Source organism: Acinetobacter sp. FY683 (assembly GCF_059515885.1).
The window spans coordinates 24,969-38,243 of the sequence record NZ_JCAKNA010000025.1 but is presented as its reverse complement, the minus strand read 5'-3'; the positions used below and the strand labels follow the sequence as shown (position 1 = coordinate 38,243).

Below are 13,275 nucleotides of genomic sequence, written 5' to 3'. Positions count from 1 at the left end.
GCATGCGGTGATTCCACCTAGAAAAAATGCGAAACCATGGAAAGATACAAAGAGTAGCTCGCTAGAGCGAAATGAATTACTTCGAACAATTAAACGTTTAGGCAGGACACTATGGAAAAAATGGTCAGGCTATCATCGGCGAAGTTTGGTTGAAACTAAGATGCATTGCATCAAATTATTAGGAGATAAACTCAGTGCAAGGAGTTTTGATAGCCAAGTGAATGAGATCCATGCACGTGTAGCAGTCCTTAACAGATTTACGGAATTAGGTCGACCACTTACCCAAGTTACGCCTTAAATTTGGCTCAATTAGGTGCGCTTTGCATTTCAAATCTTTGTGCAACAAAGCCTTTTCAATAGCACTTATCTTATAAAGAGTAGATGTTGTATACGTTGCCTGATAATTAAAAATATTATAAATTTGTTCCAAATTATATTTATCAATCGCTCTCATAAATTCAAATTCTAGGGCATTATCTTTTAATAAAGGTATCTTATTTGATTCACATACAAATTCTGCGAGTGCGTATATTTCTGAAATACGCATATTAAATAAGAATTTTTCAACATCCTTGATGTCATTTAAGCTTAATTTATGCTCTTTAATTTCTTTAAATAAACCTATCAACCAATCATCAATGCTTTCATATTGAGATGGAGTAACAAGTACCGAATAGTGATCAAAATTAATTTTTAAGAAGTTACATATTTCCTCCTTAAAATCACTATTAAAAATACTTTGGCTATCCCAATATATTTGTCTTAGTTTAGCTTGTTTCTGACTTAAGTTAAAAGAACCTTCTTGATTGTAAATAAAGCCTTTTTTTATTAAACTTTCCACATTATTTTTACAAAAATATCCCGTTAAAGTATATAAGGCAGACCAATTTTTTTTTCGGGTCTCAAGATAATTTACGATCAGTAAATACAAGTGAATTTTTTCTAGATAATTTAATTCATTATCTTGAGCGAATTTAGGTTTTGATGAAACGTAATTTTCCTTATAATATTGAATAGCCTCTTGAGTAATTTTAAAATTTTTTTCATTTAAACATTCAATACATTTATCTTCAAAACGTCTTACTCTATCTATGAAGTAATTAAAATCACTTCTAGTATAAAAATCACGTTTATCATAACATGTTCCACAATCCTTCAATTTAATTACTTGTAAACAACCAATTTTACCAACTTCTTGCGCTAAAATTGTTTGTGTTTGAAAACTGTATTTTTCAAGTATATCTTTAATAGTTAATTCAAATCTCCTTTTCTCACCAAATTTCCAATAATCTAGCAATAATTCAGGTATTACTCCATCTTCTGAAATAATCTCAAATTTGATATTTTCCATAATCATAATAATTAACACCCAAAACTAAAAATATCAGGCAAAAAATAGTATATCCAAATAGTAAACATAACTTTACTAAACCATTAAAAGATTTTAATTTTTTCCTGAATAGTATAAAAAATAGGGTTATTTAGAAAAATCGGCATTTTCACTCCGATCTCCAAGGCTTGCCGCCCAGTTCACTTTCTTAGTGATTTCGGGACGTTCTTCATGCCAAAGATGCTTTAATTCAGCGACAAGAAGGTCGTGTCCTGTACGAGTAATTAAGTTTGATTTCATGATTTTCTAAGCAATTTTTTACTCTTGTACAGGATTTAATATACCAAATTTATACTAAAATTTATAAAAAGCAAAAAAATAAAAAAATAAAACCCACATTTTCAAATAGTTATAATATATTTTTTTATTTTTTTAAGTACAAAATTTGACATCTCGAATTTCCCCCTTTAATATTCGCTCAACTTTTAGCTTAGGTTGTTTTTTAAACAATGTAGTTTTTCTACATTTTTCATCCTTAATCTCATGTCATTTTGAATGACGTCATGACTGCCCACCCCCTTATTGAATTTATCAAACTTTAAAAAGATGGAAGCTTTTTTTAGCTTTACTTTTTGGGCATAAATTACTTGTAGCGGAGACAACATGCACAGTAGTTCAACACCTGGGTCGAGGCTTAGCCTTAACTCAAATAAACTCTCTCTCTCTTTAAAAGCACTTGCATTAACTAGCCTTATTTTTCCGTTTCACGCAATTAATGCAAGTAAAGCAACATATCAGTTCGACAACGTTGTTAATCAAAATAAATTAACCGTTGTTTCTGTTGCTAATCCATCTGCCGTATTTGAAGATGGTGATTATTTTCACGGTTTCGGCTACGACTTAGTCCGTAACTATGCAGATAACCTAAATGTACAATTAGAGTTCCAAACAGTTGAAGATAATGCAACTGCTTTGAAAATGGTTGCAACTGGTAAAGCAAATTTTGCAATGACCACTGCAAACACTCAATTAATTGAAACTAAAAAACTGACATCTCTCCCTGCATCATGTGGTGATTTGAATAGTTTAGAAAAGAATGGTTTAAATACTGAATTAAATTGGGTGTTTAAACATGCAGATGATCCACTTACACAAACTGCAAGTGGCTTTATTTGTAAAAGTAAACAAAATGGATCTCTAAACCAACTTGCTTCTTTTTATAACCGTAATGTGGTGAAAGAAGAATATTGGGATGGCATTCAAAGCGATCTAAGTAAACGTATGCCTATATATAAGGCTAGTTTCAAAAAGACTGCTCAAGAATATGATTTAGATTGGCATTTACTTGCTGCTATTGGTTATCAAGAATCTTATTTAAAGCCAACATCTGTTTCTCCCACAGGTGTTCGTGGTTTAATGATGCTCACCAACAGCACAGCAAAAGCAATGGGTGTAAGTGATCGTACTAATCCTGCCCAAAGCATTCAAGGTGGTGCAAAGTACTACGACTTAATGTTAAGTCGTTATGAAGACATCCCTTTCCCAGATCGTAATTGGTATGCACTTGCTGCGTACAATATGGGACCAGGCACAGTCAATCAGATTCAAAAACGTATTAAAGCTCAAGGTAAAGATCCAGACAACTGGGTCAACTTTTATGCTTATTTAGACCGTAACAAAGCAAGTAATGGTCAATATAGACAAGCTGTGCAATACGTAACGCGTATTCGTGCTTATCTTGAGCATATCAAAACAACGCCTCAACTTGTAAATATCTAAACTTATTGAAATATTTATATTTTGACAGCAATAAAAAAAGCTTACCAAAAGGTAAGCTTTTTTTATTTAATATTTTAAGCTGTTAGCTCTAACACTTTTTTGAACAAATCTTTTTGTTCTTGGCTAGGTCTTGCAGTTTGTAATGCCATAAGCTGTGACATATCACCTTGAACTTTTATTTTACCCGTCATGAATGCTTGCATAGCAGCAGCCATATCAAACTCAAGGAAAACTTTACGTAAAGTTTCACCATCCATGTTTAATGTTGTTTTTGCATTCGAAGATAGACCTTTTTTAATTGCCCCACCATCCAAAGACAATTCAGTATTACCTGAAGCATCAGCAACCACTAAGTTAATTGCAAGGTTTGCAAGCGCAGGTGGTAAATTTAAATCGCCAGCTTGTGCTGTAAGCGTTTCTACAGTTGAAAACCAATCATCAGTTAAAAAAGCAGGCATGATCTTTCCTCTATATATTTATACATTTTGCTATTTATCCAAACAGCATAATTCTAAAGCAAATTTTGCTTGTCAGTTGTTATAGCACGTAATTTTAAAATAAGGATAAGAAAATATGTACGAAGCGTTCAATTTTTGATGTTTTAGTTTTTTTATTATTTATAAATACATATTTGGATATAGACACTACTTCCGAAGAAATAGTGTCTAAATGTAATTTATTCTGCTGCGAAACCTAAGTTCACCATATTAATTTTTTTACTTGCCCCAGGTGTTTCATCTACTGTGCAACTTCCAGTGAAATCAATTTCACGTTCACTATCTAAAGCTTCGAAATCGAATAATTCACGGTCTGCAAGTTGCGATGGAGAAACGTTTTGTAAAGCACCAAAAATACTATGTAAACGTTTTGGATATTCTTTATCCCAAGTACGCAACATGTCATTTAAAATTGCACGTTGTAAGTTCTCTTGAGAACCACACAAGTTACAAGGGATAATTGGGAATTTACGCATTTCTGCATATTTGATAATGTCTTTTTCTTCAACATAAGCCAAAGGACGAATCAAAATATTCTTTTTATCTGATGACAATAGTTTAGGCGGCATTGCCTTTAAACTACCACCATGGAATAAGTTTAAGAAGAATGTTGCCAAAATATCATCACGGTGGTGACCTAATGCCACTTTAGTTGCGCCAATCTCTTGAGCAAAACCGTACAATGAACCACGGCGTAAACGAGAACACACTGCGCAATAAGTTTTACCTTCTGGCGTTAAACGTTTCGTAATACTGTATGTGTCTTTTTCAAGAATATAATACGGAATATTATTTTCTTCTAAATAGCGTGGTAAAACATCTTCAGGAAAGCCTGGTTGTTTCTGGTCTAGGTTAACCGCAATAACATCAAAATTAATTGGTGCAATGCGCTTAAACTGCAACAAAATATCCAACAAGGTATAACTGTCTTTACCACCAGAAATACACACCATGACTTTGTCACCATCTTCGATCATTTTAAAATCACGAATAGCATGACCAACTTGACGGCGGAGTTTTTTCAACAACCGATAATATGCCGAACTAGTAGGCAATTCAGGCTTGAAATTAAATCCTTGTTCGGATTCAACTGGTGAGAACATAGACGAAATTAACCATAATAAAAATACTGCGCAATTTTAGCCGAAATGGTGCCAAATCGCACCAAAAGAATGTAATAAAAAAATAATTGCTTTTGTCATAAAAATTTCTTAAAAAAATTGTAATTTTGAACGTTAGAGTTCACTTTTTAGTCAAGATGCTTATCTTTTGGACTTTTCCACAGTTTTCCACAAAAGCTGTGGATAACTTTGTGGATTTAAAAGTACTTGACAAGGTTATGCACCCTGAATTTAAGGCTTCTATTTAAATTGGTTATTTTTTGATCGATTTATTTTATATTTATTTTCAATAACTTAACCCTGTCAAGCAATGCTCGTTAAAAAAAAATAAATATTTTTTTTGATTACTGAATCAACAAATTGACTTGATTTTTGTGAATACGTAATCCAAAAAAAATGCTTTAGTGCTTCTATTTATATTTTTATTTGTTAAAATCGATTGTATTAATGTTGCCGTATATAAATGCTCATACTGCTAATGATTAAAAATTTAAGATTTATTTCACTTTTTTTATTGGGATCTACTACTGCTATTTCTTTCATGGCATTGCCTACGCACGCGGGGCAAGTTTACATGTATAAAGATAGTAAAGGCAGTACACTACTTACGAATAAGAAAAGCTCAGATCAATCTTTACAACGTATCAAAATCACTTATTACGCAGATAGCAACATACATAACTATTCGAATTGGGGCTCATCTGAATCTTCAGTTCTGCCAAGCTATAGTAAAAATAAAAATGCTTTTGACCATATCATTCGACAAGCAGCCTCTACACATGGCGTATCTGAAGGCTTAATTAAAGCCGTTATGCATACAGAGTCTGGTTTTAACACCAATGCTCGCTCTCCTGTTGGTGCTCAAGGTCTTATGCAACTTATGCCTGCAACTGCACGCCGATTTAATGTTTCAAATGCCTATGATCCGCATCAAAATATTATGGCGGGTGCAAAATATTTAGCATGGTTATTAGAACGCTTCAATGGAAATACATCTTTAGCACTCGCAGGCTATAATGCAGGTGAAGGAAATGTGAGTAAATATGGTGGCATTCCACCTTTTAGAGAAACTCAAGATTATGTACGTCGAGTAAATAGTCGTTTTCAAAACCTCTATTCAAGTGGTGTAGGATTTTCAGCAAGCTCTACCACATCAGAACAATCTGCTTCTGAAGTCACTGCTACTACAAAACCAACTCAAACTAAAACTGCATCTAATATCAACTTGACACATTCATCACCTAAGCCACAAAGAAAAATTATTCAAACGAGTGATGGCACATTTACATATGCCAATGCGACTCCACGCTAATTAGATGACCTACACTCTTCAATAAAGCGATTATTTTTTAAAATTTATTCTTGAATTTTTGCAATAGACACCGCATATTTAAGAATAGATTTATTTTTATAAATCTTACCTATTTAATTTTTAAGAGGATTCTCTCAATGATGCGGATTGGTTTGTTCTTGCTTACCAACCTCGCGGTACTGGTTGTAGCTGGCATAATTTTGTCACTCTTCGGTGTCGGTAGTTACCATGGCGCGGGTGGCTTAAATCTAGGCAACCTTTTAGTGATCTGTTTTGTCTTTGGTATGGTTGGCTCTTTAATTTCACTATTCATGTCTAAGTGGATGGCGAAAAAAACAACTGGTACTGAACTCATAGACCCTAATGCCCCTCGCAACCAAGCAGAAGCATGGTTATTACAAGAAGTTGCTCAACTATCGCAACGTGCCGGTATTAACATGCCTGAAGTGGGTATTTTCCCATCTTATCAATCAAATGCTTTCGCAACAGGTTGGAATAAAAACGACTCTCTCGTTGCTGTTTCTACTGGCTTACTTGAGCGTATGAATAAAGATGAATTGCGTGCAGTACTTGCTCACGAAATTGGACACGTAGCCAATGGTGACATGGTTACTCTTGCCCTTATTCAAGGTGTTGTGAACGCATTTGTTATGTTCTTTGCTCGTGTTGTTGGTGACTTCATTGACCGTAATGTTTTCGGTCGACAAGATGGCGAAGCCCCTGGTCTTGGCTATTTTGCAATTACAATTGTACTTGATATCGTATTTGGTATTTTAGCGTCTTCAATTGTAATGTGGTTCTCTCGTCAACGTGAATACCGTGCAGATGAAGCAGGTGCTCGTCTTGCTGGCAAACAAGCCATGATTTCTGCGTTATTACGTTTACAAGCAGAATCTGAATTACCAGATGCTATGCCAAAAGAGATGAAAGCTTTTGCTATTTCGGCAGGTAAAGAAGAAGGCTTTAGTTTAGCTGCCCTATTCCAAACTCACCCATCTATTGAACAGCGTGTTGCTGCATTACAGCAACTTAATGTGCCTTAATTGAACAAGTTAAATTAAGCATTAAAAAAAGCCTCCAATTGGAGGCTTTTTTATTATGTTACATCGACTATAAAAAATTCTGTAACCACTGAATGACCAAGCTACCACCAACCCATAAAGCATAAAAGAATATTGCAAGAAACAATAACCCTAAAATATCTGGAATATGTAGCCATAACCAAGCTACAACAGGATTACGCCAAAAAGCAGAGTTACGTTGTTTCTTTTCCAATTTTTCATGTAAAAACGGATGTACAACATGATGGTCAGAATGAATCTGATATTCGAGGCGAATATGTTCATGTACAACATCTAAAGCTTTTCGACTGGGTCTAATGAAAATATCAAATATTGTGCCTGCGATAGGAATAACACCAACCACAGCATCAACCACAGCCATTTTCATTACAGGTGTTAACTTATGCTTGGGCACACCAATTTGCTTTGCTTTATAAATGGCATAGCATGTAAGTACAAAACCTGCAGCATCACCTGCTACAGGGATTGTACTCAGTGCTGCATCTGCACCTACGCCCTGCTTAGTAAATGGAATACGAACTACCGAATCCATCATATTGGCGTATTTTGCAAGATCACGCTCTAACTTTATAACTTCTTGCTGACTTAATTTTTTTTGTTTTCCCATACCAATCTATCATTGAAGCAATATTTAATTAAGATTGAGCATATACGCATTCATCTTCGTTTTATATCAATATTACAACGCACTAAAATAAAATAATGGAAGCAATAGATAAATACACTAAAACACCAGTCGCATCACAAATAGAGGTGACCAAAGGTGCTGATGCACTTGCTGGGTCAAAACCAAACTTGTTTAAAATAAATGGTAAGCTCATGCCAATTAAACAGCCTAGTAAAACAATTCCGACCATACTAATCGCAAGGACTAAAGCAACATATTCATCGCCACGGTAAAAACCTAAGAATGAAACCGCCAAAGCCATAGTTAAGCCTAAACAAAGAGCAACCAAACTTTCACGTCCTAATAAAAGGAACCAATCTTTAAATTGAACATCACCCGTTGCTAAAGCACGTACCATTAATGTAGATGACTGTGATCCTGCATTACCACCACTTCCCACAAGTAAAGGTAAGAAAAATACTAAAACAATATTTTGTGCAATAATATCTTCAAAGTGAGCAATTCCGATACCCGAAAGCAAACTACCAAATACTAGAAATACAAGCCAGAAAACACGGTTTTTATAAAGTTGAAGAATAGGCGTAGACTTTAAACTTAGACTTGATGTTGCATTAACTGCACCAGCCTTTAAGAAATCTTCTGTTGCTTCTTCGCGTGCAACATCCATGGCATCATCATGCGTGACTATACCAACCATAACACCTTGTTCATCAACAATTGGCAATGCTAATAAGTCATAACGTGCAATAATTTTTGCCACTTCATCTTGATCTGAATCTACTTTTGCAAAAAGAACATTGGTCACCATCAACTCATTAATATTCTGTTGTTCTTGTGCCAAAATAAGTTGTTTTAATGAAATCACGCCCAACAGTTTTCGTGCTTCATCCAAAACATAAGCAAAATAAATTGTTTCAGTATCTGGTGCTTCAGCGCGTAACATTTTAATTGCATTTGCTACGGTCATATTCGGATATAACGTTGCGTATTCGGAGCTCATAATAGCTCCCGCAGTTCCTTCAACATAAGATGAAAGCAAACGAATATCTTCACGCTCTGCTTGAGCTAAAGCAGGTAATAATGCATTTTGTTGATTTTCATCTAAGCGCTTAAATACATCTGCTCGCTTATCTGAAGACATCTCACCAATAATGTCCGCTAGAACCTGACGTGGCAAAACCTTAGCAAGCTCAGCTTGAATATCGGGAGATAAGTAAGAAAAAACATAGGAACGGTCGGGCAAATTCAGAATTAAGGTCTGACTATTCTCAATAGGTAATTGAGCGATAATATCTGCAATATCGGCAGCACGGAATGTTTTTAATGACTCGAGAGCAAGCTCGATATGATTATTTTTAAGTGCGTCATTAATTAAATACAAAAAATTGTTGTAGCTCATGTTAGTCCCTCATTACTCTCACGCAGTAATAAAGGCAACATGGCAAATTAGTTCATTGCCAACAAAATACCTTCATCCTGTATGAGGTGAATATAATGTTTTGAAATGTAAGATAAATGACAACTATGCCTGTCCATTTAGGAACGTGATCCTCTATATACCGTTTATACGGCGTGCAAATACTACAAACAAGTTATGTATTACTCAACCCATGCAACAAAAAATCTACAATTCAAATGATTATAAATGAATTTTAGTTCTATTAATGATCAAACTGACATCTTAATACTTAACTTTCGATATTTTGTTGCTTCACTTTAAAAATATTACGAATAAGCACATACATAAATGGAATAAATATAAGTACAAGTACAGTACCAAACACCACCCCACCCAAAACACTTACTCCAATTTCTTGACGACTTGCCGCACCAGCACCAAAGGCAAAAACAAGAGGTAAAATGCCAGCACCAAATGCAATAGACGTCATTAAAATGGGGCGTAAACGTAATCTTGCGGCACTTAAAGCCGCATCAATAGCTGATTTTCCTTGTTGCTGTGCCATAGAAGCAAACTCAACAATTAAAATTGCATTTTTACATGACAGACCAATAGTCGTTAACAATGCAATTTGGAAGTAAATATCATTTGGGAAACCTGCAAAGTAGCTAAATAGAATATTACCACCAATACCTAATGGAATAGCGGTCATAACCGCTGCAGGAATAGACCAACTTTCATATAGTGCGGCTAAACATAAGAAAATAAACCCTATAGAAACCAAATAAAGTAAGAGTGCTTGATTGCTCGACTTATTTTCCTCATAAGACATACCACTCCAAGCTAAATCGACACCAGGGATCTGATCTACTAAATTCTGTAAATCTTTCATTGCCTGCCCACTACTTACATTTGCTGTTTTATCAGCTTCTAATTCAAGAGCCGCATAACCATTAAAGCGATTCACAATTTCAGGACCACCTGACCAGTATGTTTCAGAAAAGCTAGGGAATGGCACCATTTCATTTTTATTATTTCGTACCGACCAAAATTGCAAATCGTCTGGTTTCGCTCTAAATAATGCTTCACTTTGCATCATGACTTTCTTAATACGCCCTCGATCAATAAAATCATTGATGTACTTACCGCCTAAAGCAGCAGACAGAGTGCTATTAATATCTGTAGGTGACAAACCTGCTGCCATTGCAGCTTTTTGATTAATGTGAACAACAAGCTTCGCACGATCTGGTATTGCTTTTTTATCTAGGTTTTCAAAAGTTTTATAATAAGGTGCATCAGTCTTTAACTCTTGAAACTTTTCATTTAAAACAGTACGCCCTTGTCCTTCAATATCGCGCAGCCAAAGGTTAACACCATTGGTATCGCCCAAACCATTTACGACTGGTGGCATCATAACCATAATATTGGCATTTTTATTGGCTTTGAAATATTTCATCGCACGCTCTTTCACCGCATTTGCGCTGTTTTCTTTACCACTACGATCATCCCAATGTTTTAACTTCACAAAACCTTGCGCTAAATTTTGCCCTGTACCACCTCGACTTCGACCATAACGCAGCATGACTAAATCTACATTAGCTGTTTCATGCTCTAAGAAATAACGACGTACATTTTCCCCCACTTCAATGGTTTTAGACATTGGTGCATTATCTTGTAATGCGATCTGAAGCATTAAGGCGCCTTGATCTTCATTAGGCAAAAAGCTTGTAGGCAATACTCGATAAAACAATGCAAATGTAAGAGTTAATGCACATGCAATAACAATAGTAACTAATCGATTTTGTAGTGTTCTAAAAGTAAGTGAAATATATTTAGCTTTTACATTTTCTAAAAAATTATTGAAGCGATTTGCCCATGCATAAGGTTTATGATTGGGCTTTAAAATGATCGCACATAAAGCAGGTGTTAACACCAATGCAACAGCCAAAGAAATTGCCATTGCTGTCACAAGCGTAATAGAAAACTGACGATAAATAACGCCTGTTGATCCACCAAAAAATGCCATTGGAATAAAAACGGCACTTAAAACTAGTGTAATTCCCACTAAAGCACCACTAATTTCCTGCATAGATTCAATGGATGCTTGCTTTGCACTTAAGCTTTTTTCATGCATTAAGCGTTCAACATTTTCCACCACAACAATCGCATCATCAACCAATAAACCAATTGCTAAGACCAAAGCAAATAGGGTTAATGTATTAATACTCATCCCTGTAGCAAATAAAACTGCCATTGTTCCCAATACCACAACAGGAACTGTAATCGCTGGAATAAGTGTTGCGCGCCAGTTCTGTAAAAATAAGAAAATAACAATAACCACTAACAAAATGGCTTCGAAAAGCGTTTTCACAACTTCATTAATAGACTCTTGAACAAAAGGTGTGTTATCTCTTGGATAAACTAACTTATATCCTTGTGGCAATTTTTTCGAAATATTGGCTACCGCTTCATCAATCAATCTTGATGTTTCAATTGCATTTGCACCTGAAGCCAATGAAATAGCCATTCCTGCCGATGGATAGCCATTAATGGTATTGTACGCTTGGTAATTTTCCGCACCAATTTCAACACGAGCTACGTCTTTTAAATAAATATAACTACCATCTTGAGTGGCTTTAATAATGATATTGTTAAATTCTTCAACCGTTTTAAAACGTGACCCTGCTGTTACTTTTGCATTTAAATACTGTTCTTGTGCTACAGGTAATTCACCTATTCCCCCTGCGGCAACTTGCGTATTTTGTGCTTCAACTGCTTTTTGAATATCGCTTGGTATAAGTTTGTAATCTTTTAATTTATTGGGATTTAACCAAATGCGCATCGCAAACTGAGAGCCAAATACATCGACTTCACCCACACCATCAACACGAGCAATTTCAGACTCTAAATGTGTTTGTAAATAATCTGATAATGCGATGTTATTACTTTGACGTGATTCATCATACAAGCCAATAATTAAATGTGTATCGCCCAAAGACTTTACAACATTCACCCCTTGGCGTTGTACCTCTTCAGGTAATCGATTTAAAGCCCCATTAATAGCATTTTGCACCTGAACCTGTGCAGTATCTGGATCAGTTCCATTTTCAAAACTAACTTGAATACGGCTTCTTCCTGTGGAATCACTATTTGAACTGAAATATAAAAGATGATCTAAGCCTTTAATTTGTTCTTCTAAAATTTGAGTAACACTTTCTTCTACTGTTTCAGCATCTGCACCAGAGTATGTGGTATTTATTGAAATTTTTGGAGGAGCAATATCTGGATACCGTTCTACTGGTAAGTTTAATATTGAGAACAACCCTAAAGCCATGACAAAAATGGCTAAAACACCTGCAAAAATTGGACGTTCAATAAAATACTTCGACATCATTGTCTTTTTACGCTTCCGATGTAGAGCTAATTTCACCACAAACGTGTGACATTAACGTGAAAATTTGGGTTGTGATAGTCTACCCATCACTCTCAGAATACAAGAATAGATTACAGAAAAAATCCTTATTTTTTTAATTATGTAGAAACTATGTAGAGCTTTTTTTCATTCTCTTTTATTCTTTACAAGTTTATATAAATACTAGTGGTATACACTAACCATACTCAGTACATTTTTATTAAATTAAGCGATTTAGTATAAAATAAATAATATTTTTTTAAGGTACGTATATTATTCTGCCTGAAATTTTTGGAATTTTTAAATTATGACTCAAAATTCTCCATTTAAAGGAAAAACAGGTATTAAACGCATTTTCAATGCCACTCAATATTCTCTAGATGGTTTTAAATCTGCTTTTAAAAAAGAAGCTGCTTTTAGACAGATTATTCTTATTAATATTATTCTAATACCCACCACATTTTTTTTGAACGTAAGTGCTGCCGAACAAGCCATTATGATTATCGTGTGTTTACTTTCAATTATTGTAGAGCTATTCAATTCTGCAATTGAAGCTGTTGTAGACCGAATTTCCTTAGATAAACATGAACTTTCTAAAGATGCGAAAGATATGGGAAGTGCAGCACAATTTATTTCTTTAGCCATTATTTTTGTCAGTTGGGCAATCATTTTATTAAAATAACTTTCCATAAAGCTTAAAGGGCAAATTTCTGCC

At 34.8% G+C, this 13,275-nt stretch carries 11 protein-coding genes and 1 pseudogene; 5 read left to right on the top strand and 7 right to left on the bottom strand.

The annotated features are described in order from the left end of the window. A partial coding sequence (locus AC5YDH_RS11970; RefSeq protein WP_279043810.1) for a transposase occupies window positions 1–298 on the top strand: 298 nt, incomplete at its 5' end. Here AC5YDH_RS11970 and AC5YDH_RS11965 read toward each other — a convergent pair. Continuing rightward, window positions 266–1,357: a hypothetical protein gene (locus tag AC5YDH_RS11965; RefSeq protein ID WP_496119804.1), complete on the bottom strand. Its 1,092-nt coding sequence runs from the start codon at window positions 1,355–1,357 to the stop codon at window positions 266–268. The genes AC5YDH_RS11970 and AC5YDH_RS11965 overlap by 33 nt on opposite strands. A 129-nt stretch (window positions 1,358–1,486) precedes the next feature. Beyond that, window positions 1,487–1,630, bottom strand: a pseudogene (locus AC5YDH_RS11960) (transcription elongation factor GreB); the annotation flags it as partial. A 363-nt stretch (window positions 1,631–1,993) separates the two neighbouring features. On the opposite strand from AC5YDH_RS11960, the gene AC5YDH_RS11955 reads away from it, so the two are divergent. Next, a complete protein-coding gene (locus AC5YDH_RS11955; protein ID WP_496119802.1) occupies window positions 1,994–3,109 on the top strand; it encodes an MltF family protein in 1,116 nt (371 codons plus the stop codon). A 74-nt stretch (window positions 3,110–3,183) separates the two neighbouring features. Here AC5YDH_RS11955 and AC5YDH_RS11950 read toward each other — a convergent pair whose 3' ends face one another. Both AC5YDH_RS11950 and ttcA read right to left on the bottom strand, forming a co-directional pair. Further along, window positions 3,184–3,567 (bottom strand): SCP2 sterol-binding domain-containing protein, encoded by a 384-nt coding sequence (locus tag AC5YDH_RS11950; protein ID WP_496119801.1) that lies wholly within the window; start codon window positions 3,565–3,567, stop codon window positions 3,184–3,186. A 218-nt stretch (window positions 3,568–3,785) separates the two neighbouring features. Next, complete coding sequence (gene ttcA, locus AC5YDH_RS11945; protein ID WP_496119800.1) at window positions 3,786–4,709, bottom strand: tRNA 2-thiocytidine(32) synthetase TtcA; 924 nt, start codon at window positions 4,707–4,709, stop codon at window positions 3,786–3,788. Window positions 4,710–5,205: 496 nt separating this feature from the next. On the opposite strand from ttcA, the gene AC5YDH_RS11940 reads away from it, so the two are divergent. Together AC5YDH_RS11940 and htpX are read left to right on the top strand one after the other, a co-directional pair. Further along, on the top strand, window positions 5,206–6,039 hold the full coding sequence (locus tag AC5YDH_RS11940) for a lytic transglycosylase domain-containing protein (protein WP_496119806.1): 834 nt from the start codon (window positions 5,206–5,208) through the stop codon (window positions 6,037–6,039). A gap of 137 nt (window positions 6,040–6,176) precedes the next feature. Continuing rightward, the gene (gene htpX, locus AC5YDH_RS11935; RefSeq protein ID WP_496119798.1) at window positions 6,177–7,082 is read left to right on the top strand and encodes a protease HtpX; all 906 of its coding nucleotides are present in this window, start codon (window positions 6,177–6,179) and stop codon (window positions 7,080–7,082) included. Window positions 7,083–7,149: 67 nt separating this feature from the next. Here the strand turns inward: htpX and AC5YDH_RS11930 are convergent, their stop codons facing one another. From AC5YDH_RS11930 to AC5YDH_RS11920, 3 genes are all read right to left on the bottom strand, one after another. Next, window positions 7,150–7,728: a DUF4112 domain-containing protein gene (locus tag AC5YDH_RS11930; protein WP_496119797.1), complete on the bottom strand. Its 579-nt coding sequence runs from the start codon at window positions 7,726–7,728 to the stop codon at window positions 7,150–7,152. Between the two features lie 82 nt (window positions 7,729–7,810). Beyond that, complete coding sequence (gene mgtE, locus AC5YDH_RS11925; protein ID WP_496119795.1) at window positions 7,811–9,148, bottom strand: magnesium transporter; 1,338 nt, start codon at window positions 9,146–9,148, stop codon at window positions 7,811–7,813. 289 nt (window positions 9,149–9,437) lie between these two features. Continuing rightward, window positions 9,438–12,542, bottom strand: coding sequence for a multidrug efflux RND transporter permease subunit (locus AC5YDH_RS11920; protein ID WP_496119793.1), 3,105 nt, complete (start codon window positions 12,540–12,542; stop codon window positions 9,438–9,440). A 325-nt stretch (window positions 12,543–12,867) separates the two neighbouring features. Between AC5YDH_RS11920 and AC5YDH_RS11915 the strand changes: the two genes are divergently transcribed. Further along, window positions 12,868–13,242, top strand: a complete 375-nt coding sequence (locus tag AC5YDH_RS11915) for a diacylglycerol kinase (protein WP_496119792.1) — start codon at window positions 12,868–12,870, stop codon at window positions 13,240–13,242. Window positions 13,243–13,275: the final 33 nt, after the last annotated feature.